Source organism: Bacillus sp. S14(2024) (genome assembly GCF_050473785.1).
GTDB classification, from domain to species: Bacteria; Bacillota; Bacilli; order Bacillales; family Bacillaceae_G; genus Bacillus_A; species Bacillus_A yunxiaonensis.
In genome coordinates, this window is sequence record NZ_JBFLUP010000006.1 from 3589667 (window position 1) to 3615128 (window position 25462).

The window sequence follows — 25462 nt, forward strand, 5'->3', positions numbered from 1 at the left end:
ATCAGCCCTTTCAGTTGACCGTTGACCGATCAGTCAGTTATACTTTGTTCGTTATGACCAATGAGTCAGTTTTCATAAAAAGGAGCGTAGAAATGAAGAAAATTATTAACTTTTCGTTAAACAATAAGTTCGCAGTCTGGCTATTAACGATTATTATTACGATTGCAGGAATCTATTCTGGTCTTCGCATGAAGCTAGAAACAATCCCGGACATCACAACACCGCTTGTAACAGTAACAACTGTTTATCCTGGTGCTACTCCAGCTGAAGTAGCAGAAAAGATTTCAAAACCAATCGAACAACGACTGCAAAACTTAAGTGGAGTAAACGTTGTCAGCTCCTCTTCTTATCAAAATGCGTCTTCTATTCAAGTAGAATATAACTTTGATAAAAATATGGAAAAAGCAGAAACAGAAGTAAAAGAGGCACTCGCTAACCTACCTTTACCGGAGGGCGTAAAAGAACCAAAAGTTTCTCGCCTTAGCTTTAATGCTTTCCCTGTTATTTCATTAAGTGTCACAGGTAAGAATGAGTCTCTTGCGCAGCTGACAGAACGCGTAGAAAAAGATATTGTTCCAGGCTTACAAGGGCTAGACGGCGTTGCATCTGTTCAAATTTCAGGACAACAAGTTGAAGAAGTACAACTTGTCTTCAACAAAGAAAAAATGAAAGAATTAGGCCTTAGCGAAGATACTGTGAAGAACATGATTAAAGGTTCTAATGTATCCATGCCGCTAGGACTGTATACATTTAAAGATAAAGAAAAATCCGTTGTTGTAGATGGCAACATTACAACGTTAAGTGCTTTAAAAGAAATGAAAATCCCACTTGTTCCTTCTACAAACCAAGGAAGTTCACAAGGGCCAACGCAGGCGCAGCAGCCTAATATGAATCCTGCTGCAACAGGACAAGGATTCGCAATTCCAACTGTAGCATTGCAAGATATTGCCGATATTAAACAAGTTGGAAAAGCAGAGTCTATTTCACGCACAAACGGAAAAGAAGCAATCAGCCTTCAAATTGTAAAAGCTGCTGATGCAAATACAGTTGACGTTGTAAATGCTGTAAAAAATAAAACAAAAGATTTTGAGAAGAAATTTGATAACATCGAAATCACTTCGACATTCGACCAAGGTGCACCAATCGAAAAATCGGTTAGTACAATGTTAAGTAAGGCTGTTTTTGGTGCCATTTTCGCTGTTATTATTATCATGTTGTTCTTACGTAACATTCGAACAACACTTATTTCCGTTATTTCAATTCCACTTTCTTTATTAATAGCAATTTTACTATTAAAAGAAATGAATATTACATTAAATGTCATGACGCTCGGGGCAATGACCGTCGCTATCGGCCGCGTTGTCGATGACTCAATCGTTGTTATTGAAAACATTTACCGGCGCATGGCTTTATCCAACGAAAAATTAAAAGGAAAAGACTTAATTCGCGAAGCAACGAAAGAAATGTTTGTTCCGATTATGTCATCTACAATCGTAACCATTGCGGTCTTCTTACCGCTTGGTCTTGTTAAAGGAATGATTGGTGAACTGTTCTTACCATTTGCTTTAACGGTTGTTTTCGCCTTATTAGCATCTCTTCTTGTAGCTGTTACAATTGTTCCAATGATGGCACATTCTTTATTTAAAAAAGAAAGTACGAAAGAAAAACAACAGCACAATCACGAAGAGCATCCAAGCAAACTTGCTAATGGATATAAACGCCTTCTAGAATGGGTATTAAATCATAAAATTATTACATCTAGCATCGCAGTTTTATTATTAATAGGAAGCATTGCTCTTATCCCAATTGTAGGTGTAAGTTTCTTACCATCTGAAGAAGAGAAAACAGTAATTGCCTCTTATAATCCAGAACCTGGACAAACATTACAAGATGTCACAAGCATTGCAACAAAAGCAGAAGATTACTTTAAGAAAAATAAAGATGTAAAAACAATTCAATTCTCACTTGGCGGGGAAAACCCAATGAGCCCAGGTAAATCGAACCAGGCATTATTCTTTGTTCAATACAAAAACGATACAAAGAACTTCGAGAAGGAAAAAGAAAAAGTTGTTAAAGACTTACAAAAGATGACGGAAAAAGGCGAATGGAAAAACCAAGACTTCTCATCTGGCGGAAGCAGCAATGAAATTAAGCTATATGTATACGGCGACAGCTTAGAAGAGATTAAACCTGTCGTCAAAGACATCCAAAATATCATGAAAAAAGATAAAACGTTAAAAAATATCGACTCTAGCCTTTCAAAAACATACGATGAATACACATTGGTCGCAGATCAAGAGAAGTTAAGTAAACTCGGTTTAACTGCTGCGCAAGTAGGCATGGGGCTTTCCGACTCTCACGAACGACCTGTCTTAACAACAGTAAAAGAAGATAACAAAGAGATGAATGTGTATGTCGAAGTTAACAAACAAAACTACGAAAACATTGATGATTTAACAAACCGAAAAATACAAACACCACTTGGTACAGAAGTGGCTGTAAAAGACGTTATGACTGTAAAAGAAGGAGAAACGTCTAATACAATAACAAGACGTGACGGCCGCGTATATGCGGAAGTAACTGCAAAACCAACAACAGATGATGTCGCAAAGGCTTCTAGAAACATTCAAAAAGAAGTAGATAAAATGAAATTACCATCTGGCATTGATGTTTCGATGGGCGGCGTATCGAAAGATATTCAAGAATCCTTTACACAGCTTGGCTTAGCGATGTTAGCTGCGATTGCGATTGTATACTTCGTTCTCGTTGTAACATTCGGCGGGGCACTGGCACCATTTGCGATTTTATTCTCGCTTCCATTTACAATAATCGGCGCCGTTGTTGCCTTATTAATCTCGGGAGAAACATTAAGCATCTCTGCAATGATTGGTGCTCTCATGTTAATCGGTATCGTTGTCACAAACGCCATCGTATTCATTGACCGCGTTATTCATAAGGAACGTGAAGGATTTACAACACGCGACGCATTACTAGAAGCTGGCGCAACAAGATTGCGCCCAATCTTAATGACTGCTATCGCAACGATTGGCGCCTTACTTCCACTTGCATTAGGCTTTGAAGGAAGCGGCCTTATTTCCAAAGGTCTTGGCGTAACAGTAATCGGGGGATTAACAAGCTCTACGCTATTAACGTTATTAATTGTACCGATTGTATATGAAGTATTAAGTAAATTGAAACGAAAAAATAAAGTAGTCAAGTAAAAAAGCGAGACCTTTCCATCAAGACGGAAAGGTCTCTTTTATAGAGTTCTATTACTCTTTTGCATCCGCTTTCCCAAGTTCATAAGCTTCATCCATAACCTTCATTAATAACTCTAATACAGGCTGTGCTTTTTCCATATCCAATGCAATACCACTATCATCTAAAATCGCCTTTGCTTCTGGAAAATGTTTCATTGCGATTTGTAAAAATTGCATGTTTTTTTCATTCATATCTCCTCATCCTTTCAACATTAAAACGTTCTTTTCTAGTTTACCACGTGCCGCTTCCCTCGTATAACTCCTTATAATGTTTTATGTGAGAAATTTGACGCTGTAATCCATCTTCTAATGCAATCGGATTTGTAACAATCATCTCTGTTTCCTCATTTTTTTGACACTCTTTATGATGTATTTGAATTTTACCTGTTTCCTGTAATAATTCAATTCCTTTTTGCCATTGGTTTTCTTTTCCGCTGCAAAGAGAATATATTTTTCTTTCCATCCTTTTTTGACCGAGTTCATATAAACATCGAGCAACATCTTCAACATATATAAGGTCACATGTGCATTCCTCTACGGGAACAGAAATAGTTTGTTGCTTCATTTGCGAAAGAATAACATGATGGTATGCCATAAACAACGGCTGCCACGGTCCATATACAGTCGGAACGCGCAGTATACAATAATCCGCACTCCCCTTCTTTACCTCTCTCTCTATTTTTGAAAAAAGTATATTATTTTCATTGCTACAAGCATGACCCACTTCTACAGAAGATAAAACGATGAATTTTATTTCTTTTCTTCTGCAAAAACTCTCAAATCGCTTTACATATTGCAATATGATACGTTCATTCCGAAAATCCTTTTGCTGATTTGGCTCACATAAGCAAAAATACGCAGCATCAATATCAGTTTTCTCCAACACTTCCCATCCTTCATCATCCCGCAGCGAAAAATACGTAAATAATGCATTCCGACCAATTAAACATAATTTTTCTTCACTCACTTTGGAAACACTTTTCATATCATCAAAATCCAATGCATACACTTCAACCTCTTCTTCAAGAAACTTCTGCACAAGATGATAGCCGATAAATGTCAACGCCCCAACAACAATTACTCGTTTCATTTTCTATTCCTCCTCAAATATATATAAAAAGCTCCTTATGTATAGGAGCTTTATAGATCTTCATACCACTTAAAAAACTGACACGCATTTTTCGCTGTTTTATATTTTTTATCTTGTAGATGAAAGGATAATAAAGTCGGGCAATTCTCTTGCAAACGTTTCTTTTCATATTCCCGCAGCAACTGTTTTCGTTCTTTTTTTTCTTGAATGGATACAAATATTTTGACCGGAACAGATGATGCTAAGTACGGAAATGCTTTCTTTTCAATTTTCGATTCTAATTCTGATTCTGTCGCATCATACGCTTGCATCAATTCACGAATTAACCGCTTATAAAAAAATTTATGCTCTTTTTCAAGTTCAACATGTGCCGGTAAGTGAATACACGGATTAAACATGAGAACAGAACGAACACACTCTGGATATTGTTTCATCATTTGCAGAGCTACAAGCGTGCCCATCCCTTCTGCTATGATATGAATTTTTTCATTCAAAATCTCCTTTTTCATGACAACATGATACAATCGCTTCGCTAAAAGAACCGCCTGTTCATTCCCCCAATGTCTCCCGTGTAAATTAGAAGAAAAAATCGTATAGCCTTCCTTACGCAATTCATTTAAAAAGTGTAACCGTCCTGCATGTTGAAGCCATAAACTTGTACCATTCTCAATGAAATAATTGTAATCGCCCAGCAGCAATATGCCGAATCCATTCGGTTTTTCCGGCAAATGAATTACACATGGCTCTTGCTCTAAAAAGAAAAAACGCTCCGTGATTCCCATACTTCTCCCGCCTTATATAACAACATCAAAATTACTCTTTTATAATGTATGATGCGAATAGCAATTTGCTTTGCAAAAACAACAAATATTTTTTCTATATTCTTTTTAGAGTTATGTTACAATAAAAATAAATTGAACGAATAGAGGTGTAAAAAGATGCGTGTAATTTGGGCCTTTATCTGGTCGTTCCTGCTTGTGCAAATGGCGAGCTACGTACTTAGCTCCATGACGCCAGGCGTTACATACGATTTCCAACAAGCAACTATTTTTTCTGTAATTATCACTGTAATTGTGATCGTTCTAGGAGCATTAATCCCAAACGAGCCTGCAGAGCAGCATTAATAAAAAGAGTCCGGATCATTTCCGGACTCTTTTTTTATCTCGCTATTCGCAAACAGTAAGACCCCCACAGATAGGAGTTTACTTTATTGAACTTCTACAACTAACTCGTTATTTACTACATCAATTAATACATGACTATGATCTGTAATTGTACCTGCGATGAGTTCACGCGCTAACTTCGTTTCAATTTGACGCTGTACGTAGCGCTTTAATGGACGTGCACCGTACATTGGATCGAATCCCGATTCTATAACAAACTCTTTTGCCACATTTGTTAGTTCAACCGTAATATGACGGTCTGCTAAACGATTTTGCAGCTCTTTCACAATTTTATCGACAATACCTTTTATCTCATTTGTTGTGAGTGGTTTAAATAAAATAATTTCGTCTACTCGATTTAAAAACTCCGGACGGAAATGGCCGCGAAGTTGTCCCATTACAAGATTTCTTGCTTCTTCTTGGATAGAACCATCTTCTCCTAATCCTTCTAGTAAATATTGCGATCCGATATTGGACGTCATAATAATGACTGTATTTTTAAAATCGACTGTACGTCCTTGCGAGTCTGTAATACGTCCATCATCTAACATTTGCAGTAAAATATTAAACACTTCTGGGTGCGCTTTTTCAATTTCATCTAATAAAATAACAGAATATGGTTTACGGCGCACAGCTTCCGTTAATTGTCCACCTTCTTCATATCCAACATATCCAGGAGGCGCTCCGATTAAGCGGGATACTGCATGTTTTTCCATATACTCAGACATATCGATTCGAATGATTTGTTCTTCGCTATCAAATAATGACTGCGCCAATGTTTTCGCAAGTTCTGTTTTCCCAACGCCTGTAGGTCCTAAGAAAATGAATGAACCAATCGGACGATTTGGATCTTTAATACCAGCACGGGCACGTAATACCGCATCCGCCACAAGACCAACCGCTTCTTCTTGACCGATGACACGCTCTGATAAAATTTGCTCTAAACGAAGCAGCTTTTCACGTTCTCCTTCTACGAGTTTTGCAACTGGAATTCCAGTCCAACGCGATACAATATTTGCAATTTCTTCCTCACTTACTTCTTCACGAAGAAGGCGATTATCTTGCTGTTTATTGGCATTTACTTCTTCCGCTGCTTTTAACTCCTTCTCTACAGCTGGAATTTTACCGTGACGAAGCTCTGCTGCCTTATTTAAATCGTAATTTCCTTCCGCTTCTTCTAACTCACGGCGCAAGCGCTCTAGACTTTCACGCAAATCCCGCACTTTATGAATTTCTTCTTTCTCTTTTTGCCACTGCGCTCGCATGCTACTTGCTTTTTCTTTTAAATCCGATAACTCACGCTGCAATGTTTGCAAACGCTCCTGACTTCCTCGGTCCGTTTCTTTACTAAGCGCAGCTTCCTCAATTTCTAACTGCATAATACGACGTGTTATTTCATCCAGTTCTGTTGGTAATGAGTCAATTTCTGTCCGAATCGTTGCACATGCTTCATCAACTAGATCAATTGCTTTATCTGGCAAAAAGCGATCTGAAATATAACGATCTGATAACATTGCAGCTGCGACAAGAGCACGATCATGAATATTAACACTATGATAAATTTCAAAACGTTCTTTTAGTCCTCGCAAAATAGAAATCGTATCTTCAACCGTTGGTTCTTCTGCTAATACTTGCTGGAAACGACGTTCTAATGCTGGATCTTTCTCAATATATTTCCGATATTCATCAAGTGTCGTCGCTCCGATACAATGCAGCTCCCCGCGCGCTAGCATCGGTTTCAGCATATTCCCGGCATCCATTGCTCCCTCTGTTTTTCCAGCACCCACAATGGTGTGAAGCTCGTCGATAAATAATAAAATCTTTCCTTCACTTTTTTTAATTTCATTTAAGACCGCCTGCAAACGCTCTTCAAATTCACCGCGGAATTTTGCACCTGCAACAAGAGCACTCATATCAAGCGCAAAAATTGTTTTATCCTTTAATCCTTCTGGTACATCTTTACGGACAATACGCTGTGCCAAGCCCTCTACAATTGCTGTTTTCCCAACACCAGGTTCACCAATTAATACAGGATTGTTTTTCGTTTTACGTGATAAAATGCGGATAACACGGCGAATTTCACTATCGCGCCCAATAACCGGATCAATTTTCCCTTGTCGTACTTCTGCTACTAAATCACGGCCATATTTTTGCAAGGCCTCATATGTTACTTCTGGATTTTGACTCGTCACTCTTTGATTCCCCCGAACTTCTGTTAATGCTTGTAATAACGCTTCTTTCGTAATACGAAGCGATGTAAACAGCTGACGTATATCGTTCGCTTTCTTTTCATCACAAAACGCAAGAAGAATATGTTCTACTGAAATATAATCGTCTTGCAAATGCTTCGCTTCTTCTTCCGCTCTTACAAGCAGCCCTTGAAGCGCACTTGTAATATATACTTTCCCCGCTTCAGCGCCGCCTCCGGTAACCGATGGCTTTTGCTTTAACAAGCGCTCTACTCCTTGCATAAGCTGATCTATATTTACATTCATTTTTTGAAAAATACGGATTGCTAGTCCATCTTGCTGCTGAAGAAGCGCGTCTAAAAGATGTACAGTATCAATTTCTTGATGATGATGCTTCGTAGCAATTGATTGTGCACTCATAATCGCTTCTTGTGTTTTTGTTGTCATTCGATTTAAGTCCATTACAGCCACAGCTCCTTTACACTTTGACTTTTTTTGACCTTTGATTTGATTATACGACAAATTATGTATTTTATACAACAAAGAGGACCTTAAACACGATTGAATGTAAGAAATCCATTTCATTCTGTCATAACAAATCCCGCAGCTTATAACTGCGGGATTTATTACGGTTTTCTTTTATATGTCCATTGTCTGTTTTGGTTTTTAACTTCCGGAAATCTATCCCCAGCAGAAAGCTTTACCATTTGTGGATCTTTTACCATGCTTCCTGTTTCACCAATTTCAACATATATGCCGTCGTTTGGTGCTTTTTGACCAGCTCGGAATCGATGACTTTGTCCCATATTCATTCTCCTTCCATTCCATCATTGCATCTTTAGTATGTCCCATTTTAGAAAACCTTTTCTGTTATGTTTAGGAAACCGTACTCATATAATGAAATTACACATTTTAGCAGGAGATACATCAGTATATGTAGAAACAAAAAAAACTGGCCATAACGACCAGTGCCAAAGGAGAGTCAAACAACTTATTACGAGAAGATTACACTCTCATTATAAACACAATAATCTGTTCATTGTAACCCTTTTCACAAATTGTACAAAATGAAAGAAACATTATTCAAACTTTCAGAAAACAACTTGACTTTTCCATTTACCAGTGACAAATAGTAGACAGCACAAGAATGCAGGAATTAAGATGAATATGATATACAAAACTTTTTATAAAAGGTGAGAGGCGCATGAAAAAACAACATTTAATTGCATTAGATTTAGATGGTACTTTACTTACAGATCAAAAAATGATTTCAGCGCGTACAAAACAAACTATTGCAAAAGCAAAAGAACAAGGTCATATCGTAGTTATTTCAACCGGTCGTCCATTTCGTGCGAGTCATGCATATTATAAAGAACTTGGATTGAACACACCGATTGTAAATTTCAACGGTGCATACGTCCATCACCCACTTGATAGAAATTGGGGAACACATCACTCTCCGCTTGAGCTTGCTACCGCGCAAGAAATCGTTCGCGCATGTATGGATTTTGGTGTAGAAAATATTTACGCGGAAGTTATTGATGATGTATATGTGAAACAAATTGATTCAGATAAAAAACATATTTTCGAATTTGGATCGCCTAAAATTTTCACAGGTGATTTACTCGATATTTTACAAGAACATCCTACATGTTTATTAATCGATGCACACGAATCAAAATCGGATTCCATCCGCCAACATTTGACAGATATGCATGCAGAAGTTATCGATCACCGCAAATGGGGCGCTCCTTGGCCGATTATTGAAATTGTAAAAAGCGGGTTAAATAAAGCAATTGGCTTACAAAAAATTTCAAGTTACTATAATATTCCAAAAGAACATATCATCGCATTTGGCGATGAAGACAATGATTTTGAAATGATTGAATTCGCCGGACACGGAATCGCAATGGGGAACGCCATTCCAGAGTTAAAATCATTAGCAAATTACGTAACATTAACAAATGAAGAAGATGGAATTGCTCTTTATTTAGAGGAGGTACTTGGATTGTAAGGCGAAAATTCCCTGCTTATAGTATGACGCCAAGCGCACATACTATAGGAGACACAGCAAATGTGTCAATGCTTTTCTGCTAAAAGGGGGAATTACGAATGGGCAAAAAGAATAAGTCAAAACGTTTCGTACAACAAGGGGCAGATTCTGTTATGCAGCATGACGCAAGATTCCCATACCGTGGTACATTAGCTGAAGCAGAAAAAGAACGAAATAACTCTTCTCTTGGAGGGTTCTAATGGGTAACTTACTGTTCCAACAAGCACGAGATGCTGTTTCACAAGCTGTATCTTGTTCAAACCATAGCGAACAACAAGCACTTGTTGCTAAAGCGAAAAATGCTTTGCTGTCCGCTTATACCAATTCTTCTACTGCCGAAAAAGTACAATTACACGAAATGCAAGATGAACTTCAAAGTATTTCAACAGCTGAGTAAAGCTTAGCAAAGCAACTCCGACTAGATGAATAAAAGAGGACCACATATGGTCCTCTTTTATTCATTCTTTACGGAACAATCCAAACACTCCAACCGTTTGGATAACATTCGTGAATGCACCTGGATCTACTTTTTTTATAACCCTTTCTAATTCGTAAAGTTCGTAGCGAGTAATAACAATCATTAGCATTTCTTTATTTTCATTCGTAAACCCACCTATCGCTGGAATGGTTGTAATTCCGCGAACTAACCGTTCATGAATTGCCTTTCGCACTGCTCCCCCATTTTTCGTTACAATAAATGCAGTAATTTTCACATGGCGCGTATGTATGGCATCAATAATACGTGAAGATACATATAATGTCACTAACGTATAGAGCGCCTTTTCCCAGCCATATAAATAACCGGCCGCGATAATAATGATAGCATTAAAAAAGAAAAAATACGTTCCAACTGGCTTATCTTTTACTCTGGATAAAATCATCGCAATGATATCTAGACCGCCAGTTGAAGCTCCCCACTTCAAAGCAATCCCTACCCCTAACGCAGAAATGATTCCTCCAAAAATAGCATTTAAAATGATATCGTGAGAGATTGCTTTTACTGGCACTATTTCTAAAAACAGCGTCATAAATACAACACTTAAAAAACTAAATATAGTAAATGACTTTCCTACTTTTTTCCAAGCTAAAATAACAACTGGGATATTGAATAAGCTAAAAAGAACTCCTGTCGAAATATGAATTGACATAAAATCCGCTAACACTTGCGAGAGTAATTGTGACAATCCAGCGAAACCACTCGCATACACTTTCGCTGGTGTTAAAAATAAGTTCATCCCAATTGCATTCAACAAACCAGCAACGATAACAACGACTAATTTTTTTACAAGTTCACCATAGTTTAGCTTTAAATCCATATCTCCTAGCCCACCTTTATATGAATTGCATTGTATACATAGTCTTAACGAAAACGGAAATGATAAACGTACAACTGTTACGAAGGGAGTTGAACCATATGCCTCACACAAGCGACAACGACAAAAAAGCGCGTGATAACAACGCAAAACGCACGCAAAAAAATGAAGAACAGCAAAAAAATATACAACAAGGAAAATACGCTTACTCCAAAAAGACTGATCATCTATGAAATAACCCCTCCTCGTACATCAACATTTTCGTTGATGTACTTTTTTATGCAAAAAACCATCTCAAATTCACATCATGTTCACTTCCGTTTTCTACAATAGTAATAACGATTTTTGGATGAGGTGTTTACATGAAACGAAGACAATTATTTATCGCTGCAGCCACGCTCGGGACATTAATGTTATCTGCATGCGATCCAAAGGAAAGTTCTGATCCAATCGCAACTTCAACTGCTGGTACGGTAACAAAAGGAGAATTTGATCAAGCATTAAAAGAACGTTTCGGAAAAGATATGCTTTATGAAATGATGGCACAAGACATTATGATAAAAAAATATAAAGTATCCGATGAGGAAGTTGATAAGGAATTTAAAAAAGTAAAAGATCAAGCCGGTGATAATTTTAAAACATTTCTCGAAAGCAATCGGATGAAAGACGAAGAAGACTTAAAAAAACAAATTCGTTCAAGCTTGTCCATCGACAAAGCAATTAAAGAAACAGTAACAGAAAAAGACATAAAAGCACGCTATAAACCAGACATTAGAGCTAGCCAGATTTTGGTAAATGACGAACAAACAGCTAACGACATAAAACAACAACTGAACAGCGGAGCATCATTTGAAGAATTAGCAAAACAATATTCCGAAGATACGGTTTCAAAAGCAAACGGCGGAGATTTAGGTTACTTCAGTCCAGGAAAAATGGTACCCGAATTTGAAGAAGCCGCTTATAAATTAAATGTCGGTGAAATTAGCGATCCTGTAAAATCATCAAAGGGCTACCATATTATTAAATTAACAGATAAAAAACCATTAAAACCATATGATGAAGTAAAAGATTCTATTCGTAAAACGATTGAAAACGAACGTATACAAGATAATACGTGGCGCCAAAAAGTATTAACAGACGAATTAAAGAAAGCAAATATCAAAGTAAAAGATAGTGACTTAAAAGATACATTTACACATGCTCTACAATCATGAAAACAGCCGAACAAATCTAATTTGTTCGGCTGTTTTCTCATTATTTTTTAAAGTATGTCCAACCTTCTTCTTGATAAATCTTTTCTTCTTTCATCAATTTACCAAGAGCACGTTTGAAGGCTGCTTTACTCATGTTAAAGCGCTCTTGAATATCTTCCGGATAACTCTTATCCCAAAATGGCATTGCACCGCCGCGGCTTTCCATATACTCATAAATAACCGCTGCATCATCTTCCATTCCTTCTTGTTTACGAGGAAGAAGAGAAATGTTAATCGTTCCATCTTCTTTCACATCAATAATACGTCCTGTTACGCGCTCTCCAATACGCACTTGCTCTTTACGCTCAGAATGGTGTAAGAATGCACGGAAATGTTCATCCGTTAATACAAATGATCCTACTTGCAAAGAACGGTACACTCGACCGTTTATATTTTTATTGAGCATAGATGGCGTTGCGTCTACTACAATTTCTTGCATATCTGAATCCCTTGCCGGAAGAGCAATAAGACGACCACGATTCGTTAATTTTAATGTACAGTATAATTCATCGCCCTCTTCCGGCCAAACCGGCGTATAAATCGGAAACTCATCAGCTGGAATTAATATATCTTTTGAAACACCAATATCAACAAACACACCTAGACGAGGCTTTACTTCCACAACTTTAACCCAGTTCCAATCATTTGTTGTAATAAGCGGTGTCTTCATTGTTGCAGCAATTCGTTCTTGGTGATCAAGGTATAAAAACACTTCAATTGTGTCGCCTTCTGCAATCTCTCCAGCTACTTCATTTTTATGTAAAAACACTTCATTTTCTTCGTAACCGACCATATACCCAATTTCTGTTTCGCGTAAAACTGTTACTTGTTCAATCGCTCCTGGTTGTAGCTTCATATTTTAAATTCCCTTCTCTATATAAAATTTATCTTATTCTAACGGGTAGTATCCTTATTGTTTCTTCATGTAAAAACAGCTCATAAAACTAAATTAACATAACTGACTATCAGTGGGAATGCCCCCACCGATGGAAGTTTTACTTTATTTTTTTATCATTCCAAACAAAGTTTCATTATACACGTTTTTTCCTTTATTTGTCCAACACGCCAAAATTAACTATAATAAGGTGAGACTTTAATCGGTAAGGGAGTCTCTCTCACTGATTATTAGTCGAACCAATTAGGCCTTTATAGGCTGATAATTCCCTATCCAACTCATGTATTTTTCGCTATACTTTAATCTGGACATTACTGCCGTTAAGGCAGGGGAAGAATTAGAATTTAATTTGGAGGTGCTTACTATGGCAAAAGATAGTTCTTTTGATATCGTTTCAAAAGTAGAATTTCCAGAAGTAACAAATGCTATTAACATCGCGTTAAAAGAAATTCAAAATCGTTATGACTTTAAAGGAAGCAAAAGTGATATTAAATTAGAAAAAGAGGAAATCGTTTTAACTTCTGATGATGAGTATAAACTTGATCAAGTAAAAGACGTTCTTATTTCAAAATTAATTAAGCGTGAAGTTCCTATTAAAAACTTAGATTACGGAAAAGTTGAAAGTGCTTCTGGCGGTACAGTTCGCCAACGTGCAAAGTTACAACAAGGCATTGACAAAGAAAACGCGAAAAAAATCAATAACATTATTAAAGAATTAAAATTAAAAGTAAAAACGCAAGTACAAGACGATCAAGTTCGCGTAACGGGTAAAAGCCGAGATGACTTACAAGCAGTTATCGCAGCTGTGCGCGGTGCTGACTTATCAATCGACGTACAATTTATCAACTATCGATAATCATACATAAAAAATCCTCTAATTAAGAGGATTTTTTTCGTTTCTTTACTAATACAATAAAAATCATGAACAATAAATAAACGCAAACTAGCGCCAAAATAAACGACCAGTTCCACCCCGTTTTTTCTGCAAGCGCATATACGTTAGCCGTTTCTCTTTTCAACACAAGATAATATTCTCCGTTTTCTTCTCGTACCATATCATCCTCTAATAACCCGCGCAGTTCACGATTTTCTCCAAGTTCACTTGCAGCAAGCGTCACCTTTTGTGTTTCTGTTGTATTATTAATAGCAATAAATGTTGTTTCATCTTTATACATACGCTTTATAATACTCATGCCATCTTTATCATACAATAGTTCAAACGTTCCGTACCGAAGTGATGGTAATGTTTTTCGAAGTTCTCCTAGCCTCTCTATATACTGCAAAAACTTCTCATCCGTTTTAAAATCCATTAAACGGCGATTATCCGGTGTCTTCCCTCCATCTAGCGCAATTTCAGTACCATAGTATACAATCGGAACACCCGGTGATGTATATAAATAGGCAAGTGCTAATTTCAAACGGGTCGGTGGATAATATTTATTTTCTTTTGCAATTCTAACAAAACGCTCCGTTTGACTATTATCTATAAACGTCCCTTCCATACGATCGCTGCCAATTTTCGTCACATCATACAATGGCTTTACAGAAATATTCGGTTTTGCAAATGCCTCTGTAATACGCTGCTGATAAGCCTGATTAAATCCTCCTCCACTTTGCGTATCCTCTATTACAAAGAAATTTTGTTTCACACCCTGTACAGCTTTCATTACTTCACTCAGAAATTCCTTTGTAACACTCTCGGTATGTATCAGTCGGTAACCATCTATATCCGTTTCCTTAATCCACCGTTTAGCACCTTCAATAGTGCTCGTTTCATCTTCATGATCCACTACAAATTCAAACATGACTTTCATATCTCGTTTATGTGCTTCTTGGACAAGTTGCTGCATGTCCTTCATCTTTCCAAAATGTTCATTCATTTTTGTTATATCAGTAGGATGGTAACCATCATAACCACTACTTTCAGTAGGCGGTGATAACAAAATAGAAGTAAAACCCATCTCTTTTATATAATCAAGTTTTTTTATAATCCCTTGTATATCTCCACCTTGATACGCCTCTAAATTATTCGTATTCATCCCCTGATCATTTCTTGGATCACCATTATTAAAACGATCAATCATAATAGAATACACAATTTCATCTTGCCACTGCCTCGTTTCCTTCGCTGATACATGAATCGGTAATTGAAATAAAGATAACAGACACATAAAACATAAAAAATACTTTCCAAAATCCCTCTTCACATTGCTTCCCCCAAATTTTTAAATTATATGAAAAGTATAACAATTTATCTTTATCTCGTATACTCATGCATTTCGATTACACAAAAGCAATATTTTCCCTTACCTAAAGATTTCTCATGTTATATTTCCTTACATAAAAAATAAATTTTCTGAAAAATCTGTTGATTTATTTTTAAAAAATGAATATGATACTAAATATAACTTTTAATGTTAATTTATATAACATAACTGGAGGGGAAAAGATGAATATGGGAGATACAGTATTTCTTTTTTTATCTACGGTGATGGTAATGATTATGACACCCGGGCTTGCTTTGTTTTACGGAGGAATGGTTCGCAGTAAAAACGTACTTAGTACAACGATGCACAGTTATAGCGCAATGGCAATCGTGTCTATTCAATGGATTTTCATCGGTTACTCTTTAGCATTCGGGCCGGATTGGAATGGACTTATTGGTAATTTTGATTGGTTCGGACTACAACATGTTACTTTCACGCCAAATGAGGCCTACAGCGCTACAATTCCACATAACTTATTCATGATGTTTCAACTCATGTTTGCAATTTTAACTCCCGCTTTAATTTCTGGTGCATTCGCAGAACGAATGCGATTTTCCGCTTTCCTTATTTTCATCTTACTTTGGACGACACTTGTATACGATCCTGTTGCTCATTGGGTTTGGGGGCTCGGAGGATGGCTTCGAGAACTCGGAGCACTCGATTTTGCAGGAGGAAATGTTGTTCATATTACATCTGGCGTCGCAGGTCTTGTGTTAGCTATTTTCCTCGGAAAACGTAAAGATGCCCACGACTCTTCACCCCATCACTTACCATTCACAATCTTGGGCGCAGGATTATTATGGTTTGGTTGGTTCGGCTTTAACGTCGGTAGCACATTAACATTAAATGACGTTGCGCTCACGGCTTTTATTAATACAAATACAGCTGCTGCAGCTGCTGCACTTACATGGATGCTTACAGAATGGCTCTTTCAAGCAAAACCAACTGTACTAGGTGCTGCTTGCGGAGCTATTTCCGGCCTCGTTGCAATTACACCAGCTTGCGGCTTTGTAACACCATTATCTGCCCTTATTATAGGTGCAATTGGCGGTGCTCTTTGCTTCGGGGCCGTCTATTTCTTAAAACACAAGCTCGGTTACGACGATGCACTAGATGCCTTCGGTTGCCACGGCATCGGCGGAACTTGGGGCGGCATTGCAACAGGACTATTCGCTACAAAATCCGTTAACAGCGCAGGTGCAGACGGATTATTTTACGGAAATGCAGCACTTTTTTGGAAACAACTGCTCGCAATCGGAGCAACCTATGCTTTCACAGCCATAGCGACGTATGCAATTATTAAAGGTATTAGTTTATTCCTGCCTGTTCGCGCGCATGAACATGAAGAAAAAATGGGACTCGATCTTTCCCTTCACGGAGAAAGAGCATATGAACAAGTCGAAACTCCACTTATTGGAGATATTTTAGACGGCAAGTTAAAACAAAGTGTTTACAATTCTCCAAAATAGGTCGCGTTTAAACGAAATGACGAAAAGAGGATTTCATAACGAAATCCTCTTTTTTCTATGATTAGAGCTAGATAGAAAAATTGACTCATGCCCACTAAGATAAAAACAAACCTTTCATACTCCTACTATTACTGCGCCTTTTTCTAAAATCAACAAAAGATATATAACGGTTAATATTCTCTTATATTAATAAAAAAATTATTTTTTACATTTGTAATGGATCCTAATCCATTTAGATTTTGAACAATGTTTTTAAAATTCTTCATTATATACTTCTTCAATTTACAACATTCGAATTTTTTGAAGTGGATTCATAAAATTATTTAACAGGTAATCTACCTAATTTAATTAAAGATACGCTCTTTCCCTAGATATCGGTCATAACATGTAACAAGGAATTCAACTACTACGAAGGAGCTCTATGAAATATGATGATAAATCCATTCTTTAACAACACAAGGCAAGTAGGCACAGGCGCGGGTGTGGGCGCAGGTGCTGCCGTCACATTTAGTTCTGCCCAACAAACACTTCACGCAATTCATCAGGTGATGGCAGCAGATCCTCTTTTTACACATGTCGTACACCATTATGCTATGCCCCATTATATTGTACATCCCCCTGTGATATCCCATCATGTCATATATCCAGCTGCTCTCTCGGCAATTCCCTTTGGCTCAATATATTATCTCTAAGGAAAGCTTTCGCCTTTCCTTTTTTCTTTGCACGAATAAAGTGAAACTTCCATCAGTGAGGGTTTTTCCATCCCCCACTAAGCGGAATCCCGCCAAATCGAACTTTTACAGGATAAACCGTATATCCAATACACCTTCAAAATTCACTGTTTCTAATAGACTATAAAAACATTTCATTTGTCCATTGGTGAATCTCATCAGATAGGCTGTTTCCTACAATACGAAAACTCTTCCTTACAATTCGTACAATATTTTTAAAAGGCAGTGTCAATATAAAGTATGTACCTATTACTATATACTTGCTATAATCTAAATCAAAACGATTTCGTTTTAGATAAACAAGATCATCACTCCTGTGACCATGAACATCGCAATAAAATTAAAACTATTACAATCCAGGATATTCCTCCACTATCTAGGAGACAATTTAAAAAGCGGTTAACCTCAGATGGTAGTATTCTTTTTGTAAATCGTAATTACTATTATTTATATTAAGTTTCATATTTGTATAAAGGAGAATGAGTACATCATGAAAAAATGGAAATTTGGTGCATTAGTAACTGCTTTAGCCCTTTCGACTGCTATTGCGGGCTGTTCTAAACAAGATGAGGCAAAAGGTACTACAAAACAAGACAAGTCTCTTAAGGTCGTAACAACATTTTACCCTATGTACGACTTTACTAAAAATGTGGTTGGCTCCAATGGAACAGTAGATGTGTTAATTCCTGCGGGGACAGAACCACACGATTTTGAACCCTCTCCAAAAGATATTGCTAAAATTGAAAGTGCCGATGTGTTTGTATACAACAGTGACTCTATGGAAACATGGGTACCTAAAGTACTAAAAAGCCTTGATAATAAAAATATAAAAGTGGTAGATGCAAGTAAGGGTATTTCACTTATGGAAGGAACCGCTGAGGATGAAAAAGATAAGCATACCGCTAAGGAACAAGGACATCCAATGGATCCTCATGTATGGTTAGATCCAGTTTTAGCCCAAAAAGAAGTAGAAAATATTAAACAAGCAGTTATAGAAGCAGATCCAACTCATAAACAAGATTATGAAAAAAACACAGATCAATTTACTGCAAAGCTAAAAGATTTAGATAACCAATTTAGAACAACTCTCGGTAATGCAAAACATAAAGAATTCGTAACACAACATGCGGCATTTGGGTACTTAGCAAAAGAATATGGTCTTACTCAAGTTCCAATTGCTGGTCTTGCTCCTGATCAGGAACCAAGTCCAGCTAAATTAGCAGAACTTCAAAAGTATGTGAAGGACAACAATATTAAGATCATTTATTTTGAGGAAGTAGCTTCTCCAAAAATAGCAAAAACTCTTGCGGATGAAACGGGAGCAAAAACAGTTGTATTAAGTCCAATTGAAGGAATTACAAAAGAAGAACAAGCAAAAGGAAATGACTATATTAGCTATATGAAAAAGAACTTGGATGCACTAAAACAATCTATTATGTAATAGCAATAGTAGTGCGTTTTACAATCATGTAAAACGCACTTTTTCTACTTACACCTAAAGAAAGGAAAAGGCAGATTTCATGAAAATCATATCTATGAATCAGGTTCAATTTAAGTATGGAAATGAAACCATTTTAGAAGATATTTCTCTCGATATAAATAGTGGTGAATTTGTTACACTGACTGGGCCGAACGGAGCAGCAAAATCTACTCTGTTACGAATTATGTTAGGCTTATTAAAGCCCTGGAGAGGAACCGTAAACATCAGTAAAAAAAATGAACAAGGACAGAAACTTATCATTGGTTACGTCCCTCAACAAGTTTCTTCCTTTAATGCAGGATTTCCAAGTACCGTGTTAGAGCTTGTACAATCTGGCCGTTTCCCTCGCGGAAAATGGTTTCGTTCACTTTCTAAAGAAGATCATGAGCATGTTAAGCAAGCGCTACTTGGCGTCGATATGTGGAAATTTCGCAGCAGCAAAATTGGAGAGTTATCAGGAGGACAAAAGCAACGCATTTGTATTGCTCGTGTCCTAGCTTCCGAACCAGACATTCTAGTTTTAGACGAACCCACTACCGGTATGGATTTTGAAAGTCGCAATCATTTTTATCAATTGATGAGACATCATGTCACAGAACATGGGCGAACGGTCATCATGGTTACACATGACTTGGATGATGTAAAACCGTATGCAGATCGAAACATTTATTTAGAAAGAAAGGAGAACACACAATGGAGATGCTTCACTTTGGGTTCATGCAGCGAGCATTTTGGGCAGGCGGATTAATTGCCATGATAGCTCCCATATTAGGAATGTTTTTGATTTTAAGACGCCAATCTTTAATGGCTGATACCCTTTCGCATATTTCGTTAGCTGGAGTAGCACTTGGTCTAACGCTTCATTCCAATGTTAATGTAGTTACGATTATCGTCATTATTATTGGTGCATTAGGAATTGAATATATGAGAAATACTTATCGTACGTATTCAGAAGTATCCGTAGCTATCCTTATGGCAGCTGGATTATCCTTAGCTCTCGTCCTAATGAGTTTAAATCAAGGCGGTATTTCAACGAATGTAGAACAATATCTGTTTGGATCTATTATCACAATTAGCCAAGAACAGCTTCGTTTCTTAGTAGTAGTTTGTATCTTGGTAGGAATCTATTATCTAGTGTTTCAACGCCCTATGTACGTACTGACGTTTGATGAAGATACAGCCTTTACAAGCGGACTACCTACAAAATGGCTATCCTTGTCCTTTAGCGTATTAACAGGGCTAACCATTTCCGTTATGATGCCTATTATAGGTGCATTGCTTGTATCAGCGCTTATGATATTACCAGCTGCTATTGCGATGCGTCTGGTAAAAGGATTCAAAATAGCTATTCTATCTAGTATGGCAATAGGTGTCATTAGTATGTTTTTAGGACTCACGTCGTCATATAAATTAGGGACACCGCCCGGGGCAACTATTACACTTGTCCTTGTATTATTTTTACTTTGCGGCTTGTGCATTCAATGGGTTTGGAAATATATTCGTTTTAATCGCGCATAAAGTGAGAGATATTACAATCTGTCACGTATTGTCTTAACGACAACAGAAGCAGAACAGCTCCCAAAATACACTTATTAAAACTGAGGGTCATAGTTTACACGCTATGACCCTCAGTTCTATTCTTTAATATTTATATTATACTCCTTAAACCAAACATGAATTTGCCCTAAATGTGCCAACAGCTGCGGCCCCGTCATTAATTGCCCGAACCACGGCGTTTGAAATGCACTGCCCCCTGATTCAATTAACCCTTGCAACTGCTCGTTATCAAATAATTCATGAAGAATGGACTGTTTATCCGTTAACAACTCTTGCAGCCATGAAGTAACTGCCTTCGTATAATGCGGATTATGTGTTTTCGGGTATGGACTTTTCTTTCTATACAACACATCATCTGGCAATACACCTTCTAGTGCCTTACGTAATAGACCTTTTTCGCGTTTTTTATACATTTTCATTTCCCACGGAATATTCCATGCATATTCGACAAGACGATGATCAGCAAATGGTACACGCACTTCTAAACTAGCTCCCATACTCATTCGATCTTTTCGATCAAGAAGGGTCGTCATAAACCAAATCATATTTAAATAAAATAATTGCCTTCTTTTGGCATCAAGTATGCTTTCCCCTTCTAACGCAGGTGTTTCGCGCACAGATTCTTCATAACGATACTGTACATACTCTTGTAATTTTAGTTTTTTACGCCATTCTTTTTTTAGCAATTGTTCACGCGCTTCTGTTGATCGCATCCACGGAAACGCACTTGATTGTAAGTCATCTTCACGGTAAAACCACGGATAACCACCAAAAATTTCATCGGCACATTCACCTGACAAACTTACAACAAAATCTTGTTTAATTTCTCGGCAAAACCAAAGCAGTGAGGAATCAATATCCGCCATCCCCGGCAAGTCTCGAACAAGAACAGCTTCTGTTAAATGCTGAGCTAAGCTTTCGTTCGAAATAACGCAGCGATGATGGATCGTATCAAATGTATTTGTCATTAACGTAATAAACGGAGCGTCTGAATTCGGCTGAAATGCATTCGATTTAAAATATTTTTCATTATCCTCATAATCAATCGAATACGTATGAAGCCTCCCTTTTCCTTCCCGTTCATACGCCATCGCTGCAAATGCAGTAATCGCACTGGAATCGACGCCTCCTGATAAAAATGTACATAACGGAACATCCGATACTAACTGTCTTGTAATCGCATCTTGCAATAGAAAACGAACTTGTTCTACTGTTTCTTCAAAATTATGTGTATGCTCTTTACTTACGACATTCCAATAACGCCAAACTTTTAAACCGTTTTTGGAAAACGTAAGCGCATGACCTGGACGCAATTCTTCAATTCCAGCAAATATACCATGCCCAGGGGTTCTGGACGGCCCCAATCCAAACACTTCCGCTAACCCTTCTGTCGTAACCTCCGCTTTGATATCTGGGTGAGCTAAAATCGCTTTTAATTCTGAGCCGAATAACAATCGCCCTACATCACATCTGTAAAATAATGGTTTCACTCCTAATCGATCGCGCGCAATAAAAACTTTTTCTTCTTCCGCATCCCATACAGCAAATGCATAAATACCATTTAAATGCTCAACACACTGTTCTTTCCACTCTATATAAGCTGTTAATAATACTTCTGTATCTGAATGTCCCTGAAACGTATAGCCTCTTTCCCTTAATTCTTTTCGAATATCTTCTGTGTTATATAACTCTCCATTATAAGAAACGGTATAGCGTTCTTCTTTTTTCATCCGCGTCATCGGTTGTTTTCCGCCTTCTGGGTCGACAACAATTAACCGTTTATGTCCAAAAGCAACATGATTCATCAGCCAAACGTTCGTATCATCCGGTCCTCTCTTCGTGAGCGTTTCTGCCATCCTCGTTATTGTCTCTTTTTCTTCTGATAACACTTTTTTATACTCGATCCACCCCGTAATTCCACACATCCCAATCACCCTTTCTCATCTCATATCTGCAGTCTGTTTTTATTTTATGCCCAATTTCAATTCTATGTGCCTTGGTTATAAAGAAAGACCGAACTGTCTATAACAAGAATAGAAAACTTCTATAAAAAAGGAGGGCGCAGGAATGAAACAGCGTAAACATATTTTGTATAGCCAACCGCGTGCTCATACAATCGGAAATGTTGAATATATAAACGATGAATGGGTATTTTTCGATGAAGAAAGCGATGAAGCTTCTTTATTAGAAGATATGATTGAAGATGGATTTGAAGTTTTATATAACAATAATTGGTTACCTGCTCGTTTTTATGAGCACAATATTCTGCAAGTAGCAGATGAACATCATCCGTTGCAAAACGGCGAAACAATTCGTATCCGAAAAAAGTTAATGACAAGCTACCATGAGTGGCTAGAAGAACTTCCAGATTCATCTTTTTCACTTATAACGGAAATATTACAATCACTAGGTTATTCTTTATACGACTGTATATATTCCCATAATTTTTTGTCTTTCCAGCCAAAAGATCAGCCATGCGAAGGAGTTAATTTTCTCTTATTTGATAATGAAGAAATGATTTGTTCCCTTCATCACCATTATGTCCGTTATTCTACACATAATAAGGATATATTTAAAATTACAAAAGCAGATGGGGATGAACTACATATTAGCAATTAAAAATAAAAACGAGGATGTCTCAAAAGTAATTGAATACTTACTTTTGAAAACATCCTCATTTTGTGTTTTAAGCAAACGGCGAAAACCCTAGTGGTAATCGTAAACCAAGATATAACACAACTAACAACACAATAACAAATTGAATCCAAAGCGCTCTTGTCGATTTTCCTTTGCTTGCTTTCACAAGAACCATTTCCATCGCAGCAATTACCCAAATACCACCGAGCATTTTCATCCCATATAGCATAGGCATCCAGTGAACGTCTTTGTAAACTAATAATCCTGATACAATAATCAAGATATATAGCAAACGAACCACCATGTGCATTGGTTTTGCTTGCTTTCCATTCTTATACATCGAATATGTTACAAAAAACAAAATAATCCCTAACGACCATGCAGTAATATGCATATGTAACATATAAACCTTTCCTCCTCTTTTACACATTTTTTCACTTTATATGATACCACGTTCATTTCTTTTCAGGAAACATTTAGCTTTTTTCACGTTTAAATGATATAATATTTAGAGTATTTACAAACTTCTTGTAAAAGCAAAAGGGGGAACTAGCATGATTCAAACAAAAGACATTATTGAATTAACAGAAACATACGGAGCAAATAACTATCATCCACTACCGATCGTAATTGCGAAAGCAGAGGGTGTTTGGGTAGAAGACCCAGAAGGCAACCGTTATATGGACATGCTTAGTGCATATTCTGCTGTAAACCAAGGTCATCGTCATCCAAAAATTATTCAAGCACTTATCGACCAAGCTGGGCGTGTAACATTAACATCACGTGCATTCCACAGCGATCAATTAGGTCCTTGGTATGAAAAAGTAGCGAAATTAACTAATAAAGAAATGGTACTTCCAATGAATACAGGTGCTGAAGCTGTCGAGACTGCTATCAAAACAGCAAGACGCTGGGCATACGATGTGAAAAAAGTTGAAGAAAACAAAGCTGAGATTATTGTATGTGTTGATAACTTCCATGGCCGTACAATGGGTGCAGTATCCATGTCATCCAACGACGAATATAAACGCGGATTCGGCCCAATGCTTCCAGGTATCGTTGTTATTCCTTACGGCGACATTGAAGCATTAAAAGGAGCGATCACACCAAATACAGCTGCATTTATTTTAGAGCCAATCCAAGGCGAAGCTGGTATTAACATTCCACCAGCAGGTTACTTACAAGAAGCATACAATGTATGTAAAGAAGAAAATGTATTATTTGTTGCAGATGAAATTCAGACAGGCTTAGGCCGTACTGGAAAATTGTTCGCATGCGATTGGGACAATGTTATTCCTGATATGTATATCCTTGGAAAAGCATTAGGCGGCGGTGTGTTCCCAATTTCTTGCGTTGCTGCAAGCCGCGAAATTTTAGGTGTATTTGAGCCAGGTTCTCACGGTTCTACGTTTGGTGGTAACCCACTAGCTTGTGCGGTTTCTCTTGCTTCTCTAGATGTACTAGTAGAAGAAAACTTAACAGAGCGCTCTTTACAATTAGGAGAAAAGCTGTTAAATCAATTACGTGAAATTGACAATCCAATGATCACAGAAGTACGCGGAAGAGGTTTATTTATCGGAATCGAATTAAATGAACCAGCACGTCCTTACTGTGAAAAATTAAAAGCATCTGGCTTACTATGTAAAGAAACACATGAAAATGTAATCCGCATCGCTCCGCCTCTTGTTATCTCTGAAGAGGATTTACAGTGGGCGTTCGAAAAAATTAAAGCAGTATTATCTTAATAAAAAAGGTTGTCTCTTAAGAGACAACCTTTTTTACTATAAAATAGCCCTAACTATATACAACAGACCAGCTAGGATAGGAAACATGAGTAATATACCGATAATACATGATCCCCACACACGCTTCCATTTCCACCAGCCAACTGCATTTCCTCTCCAAAACAAAAACACTGAAAAAGGAATTACTAAAAAGAAAGCTGTACCAAGTCCAGGTACATATCCTCTCTTCAAAATTGCTCCTACAAGATAAACGATTCCATTCATAAAAATCATTGACTGGATGAACAGTACAGCATATAAAGTCATCTGCGTCAAAAACATATTATGTATAAGCACAATCGTACATACAAAAACAGTTAG

At 37.3% G+C, this 25462-nt stretch carries 26 protein-coding genes; 15 read left to right on the forward strand and 11 right to left on the reverse strand.

Going from position 1 to position 25462, the window contains the following annotated elements:
- Positions 1–92 precede the first annotated feature (92 nt).
- Positions 93–3221, forward strand: coding sequence for an efflux RND transporter permease subunit (locus tag AB1279_RS18300; RefSeq protein ID WP_429760221.1), 3129 nt, complete (start codon positions 93–95; stop codon positions 3219–3221).
- A 51-nt stretch (positions 3222–3272) separates the two neighbouring features.
- Here AB1279_RS18300 and AB1279_RS18305 read toward each other — a convergent pair whose 3' ends face one another.
- From AB1279_RS18305 to AB1279_RS18315, 3 genes are read right to left on the reverse strand one after another with little or no spacing between them, the layout of a single operon-like run.
- Positions 3273–3452, reverse strand: coding sequence for a ComZ family protein (locus AB1279_RS18305; protein ID WP_429751427.1), 180 nt, complete (start codon positions 3450–3452; stop codon positions 3273–3275).
- A gap of 40 nt (positions 3453–3492) precedes the next feature.
- On the reverse strand, positions 3493–4350 hold the full coding sequence (locus tag AB1279_RS18310) for an NAD-dependent epimerase/dehydratase family protein (protein ID WP_429760222.1): 858 nt from the start codon (positions 4348–4350) through the stop codon (positions 3493–3495).
- A gap of 50 nt (positions 4351–4400) precedes the next feature.
- Positions 4401–5132, reverse strand: coding sequence for an alpha/beta hydrolase (locus AB1279_RS18315; RefSeq protein WP_429760224.1), 732 nt, complete (start codon positions 5130–5132; stop codon positions 4401–4403).
- Positions 5133–5288: 156 nt separating this feature from the next.
- Between AB1279_RS18315 and AB1279_RS18320 the strand changes: the two genes are divergently transcribed.
- Entirely contained in the window at positions 5289–5474 is a 186-nt protein-coding gene (locus AB1279_RS18320; RefSeq protein ID WP_429760226.1) for a YjzD family protein, read from the forward strand.
- Positions 5475–5557: 83 nt separating this feature from the next.
- Here AB1279_RS18320 and clpB read toward each other — a convergent pair whose 3' ends face one another.
- A complete protein-coding gene (clpB, locus tag AB1279_RS18325; protein ID WP_429760228.1) occupies positions 5558–8164 on the reverse strand; it encodes an ATP-dependent chaperone ClpB in 2607 nt (868 codons plus the stop codon).
- A gap of 164 nt (positions 8165–8328) precedes the next feature.
- Positions 8329–8508: a YjzC family protein gene (locus AB1279_RS18330; RefSeq protein WP_429751437.1), complete on the reverse strand. Its 180-nt coding sequence runs from the start codon at positions 8506–8508 to the stop codon at positions 8329–8331.
- Between the two features lie 398 nt (positions 8509–8906).
- Between AB1279_RS18330 and AB1279_RS18335 the strand changes: the two genes are divergently transcribed.
- The 3 genes from AB1279_RS18335 to AB1279_RS18345 all read left to right on the forward strand — a co-directional run bounded on the left by AB1279_RS18335 (position 8907) and on the right by AB1279_RS18345 (position 10152).
- Positions 8907–9716, forward strand: a complete 810-nt coding sequence (locus AB1279_RS18335) for a Cof-type HAD-IIB family hydrolase (protein ID WP_429760230.1) — start codon at positions 8907–8909, stop codon at positions 9714–9716.
- A 98-nt stretch (positions 9717–9814) separates the two neighbouring features.
- Complete coding sequence (locus tag AB1279_RS18340) at positions 9815–9955, forward strand: hypothetical protein (protein WP_020059838.1); 141 nt, start codon at positions 9815–9817, stop codon at positions 9953–9955.
- Entirely contained in the window at positions 9955–10152 is a 198-nt protein-coding gene (locus AB1279_RS18345; RefSeq protein ID WP_429751441.1) for a DUF3813 domain-containing protein, read from the forward strand. The genes AB1279_RS18340 and AB1279_RS18345 overlap by 1 nt, the downstream gene beginning before the upstream one ends.
- Before the next feature lie 61 nt (positions 10153–10213).
- Here the strand turns inward: AB1279_RS18345 and AB1279_RS18350 are convergent, their stop codons facing one another.
- Positions 10214–11071, reverse strand: a complete 858-nt coding sequence (locus AB1279_RS18350; protein WP_429760232.1) for a YitT family protein — start codon at positions 11069–11071, stop codon at positions 10214–10216.
- Between the two features lie 98 nt (positions 11072–11169).
- Here AB1279_RS18350 and AB1279_RS18355 point away from each other — a divergent pair, with 98 nt between their 5' ends.
- The gene (locus AB1279_RS18355) at positions 11170–11301 is read left to right on the forward strand and encodes a DUF3941 domain-containing protein (RefSeq protein WP_377882427.1); all 132 of its coding nucleotides are present in this window, start codon (positions 11170–11172) and stop codon (positions 11299–11301) included.
- 129 nt (positions 11302–11430) lie between these two features.
- Positions 11431–12282, forward strand: coding sequence for a peptidylprolyl isomerase PrsA (prsA, locus tag AB1279_RS18360; RefSeq protein WP_429760234.1), 852 nt, complete (start codon positions 11431–11433; stop codon positions 12280–12282).
- Positions 12283–12322: 40 nt separating this feature from the next.
- On the opposite strand, the gene AB1279_RS18365 is transcribed toward prsA, so the two are convergent.
- The gene (locus tag AB1279_RS18365; protein WP_429751447.1) at positions 12323–13177 is read right to left on the reverse strand and encodes a CvfB family protein; all 855 of its coding nucleotides are present in this window, start codon (positions 13175–13177) and stop codon (positions 12323–12325) included.
- 403 nt (positions 13178–13580) lie between these two features.
- Here AB1279_RS18365 and AB1279_RS18370 point away from each other — a divergent pair, with 403 nt between their 5' ends.
- A complete protein-coding gene (locus tag AB1279_RS18370; RefSeq protein ID WP_429751449.1) occupies positions 13581–14072 on the forward strand; it encodes a YajQ family cyclic di-GMP-binding protein in 492 nt (163 codons plus the stop codon).
- Between the two features lie 22 nt (positions 14073–14094).
- On the opposite strand, the gene AB1279_RS18375 is transcribed toward AB1279_RS18370, so the two are convergent.
- On the reverse strand, positions 14095–15387 hold the full coding sequence (locus AB1279_RS18375) for an alpha-amylase family glycosyl hydrolase (RefSeq protein ID WP_429761470.1): 1293 nt from the start codon (positions 15385–15387) through the stop codon (positions 14095–14097).
- A 278-nt stretch (positions 15388–15665) separates the two neighbouring features.
- Here AB1279_RS18375 and AB1279_RS18380 point away from each other — a divergent pair, with 278 nt between their 5' ends.
- The 5 genes from AB1279_RS18380 to AB1279_RS18400 all read left to right on the forward strand — a co-directional run bounded on the left by AB1279_RS18380 (position 15666) and on the right by AB1279_RS18400 (position 20681).
- Positions 15666–16952, forward strand: a complete 1287-nt coding sequence (locus AB1279_RS18380) for an ammonium transporter (protein WP_429760236.1) — start codon at positions 15666–15668, stop codon at positions 16950–16952.
- A 431-nt stretch (positions 16953–17383) separates the two neighbouring features.
- Entirely contained in the window at positions 17384–17644 is a 261-nt protein-coding gene (locus tag AB1279_RS18385; RefSeq protein WP_429761471.1) for a DUF3947 family protein, read from the forward strand.
- A gap of 529 nt (positions 17645–18173) precedes the next feature.
- Positions 18174–19124, forward strand: a complete 951-nt coding sequence (locus AB1279_RS18390; RefSeq protein WP_429760238.1) for a metal ABC transporter substrate-binding protein — start codon at positions 18174–18176, stop codon at positions 19122–19124.
- A gap of 79 nt (positions 19125–19203) precedes the next feature.
- Positions 19204–19911 carry a metal ABC transporter ATP-binding protein gene (locus AB1279_RS18395; RefSeq protein WP_429751459.1) on the forward strand — a complete coding sequence of 236 codons (708 nt, stop codon included), beginning with the start codon at positions 19204–19206 and terminating at the stop codon, positions 19909–19911.
- Complete coding sequence (locus AB1279_RS18400; RefSeq protein WP_429760240.1) at positions 19857–20681, forward strand: metal ABC transporter permease; 825 nt, start codon at positions 19857–19859, stop codon at positions 20679–20681. The genes AB1279_RS18395 and AB1279_RS18400 overlap by 55 nt, the downstream gene beginning before the upstream one ends.
- A gap of 116 nt (positions 20682–20797) precedes the next feature.
- Here AB1279_RS18400 and asnB read toward each other — a convergent pair whose 3' ends face one another.
- Positions 20798–22645, reverse strand: coding sequence for an asparagine synthase (glutamine-hydrolyzing) (gene asnB, locus AB1279_RS18405; protein WP_429760242.1), 1848 nt, complete (start codon positions 22643–22645; stop codon positions 20798–20800).
- Positions 22646–22787: 142 nt separating this feature from the next.
- On the opposite strand from asnB, the gene AB1279_RS18410 reads away from it, so the two are divergent.
- Entirely contained in the window at positions 22788–23339 is a 552-nt protein-coding gene (locus AB1279_RS18410; RefSeq protein ID WP_429760244.1) for a DUF2777 domain-containing protein, read from the forward strand.
- Between the two features lie 67 nt (positions 23340–23406).
- Here the strand turns inward: AB1279_RS18410 and AB1279_RS18415 are convergent, their stop codons facing one another.
- Entirely contained in the window at positions 23407–23760 is a 354-nt protein-coding gene (locus AB1279_RS18415; protein ID WP_429760246.1) for a YisL family protein, read from the reverse strand.
- 151 nt (positions 23761–23911) lie between these two features.
- On the opposite strand from AB1279_RS18415, the gene AB1279_RS18420 reads away from it, so the two are divergent.
- Complete coding sequence (locus AB1279_RS18420) at positions 23912–25102, forward strand: ornithine--oxo-acid transaminase (protein ID WP_429751469.1); 1191 nt, start codon at positions 23912–23914, stop codon at positions 25100–25102.
- A gap of 36 nt (positions 25103–25138) precedes the next feature.
- Here AB1279_RS18420 and AB1279_RS18425 read toward each other — a convergent pair whose 3' ends face one another.
- Positions 25139–25423 (reverse strand): HXXEE domain-containing protein, encoded by a 285-nt coding sequence (locus tag AB1279_RS18425; protein WP_429761472.1) that lies wholly within the window; start codon positions 25421–25423, stop codon positions 25139–25141.
- Positions 25424–25462 lie beyond the last annotated feature (39 nt).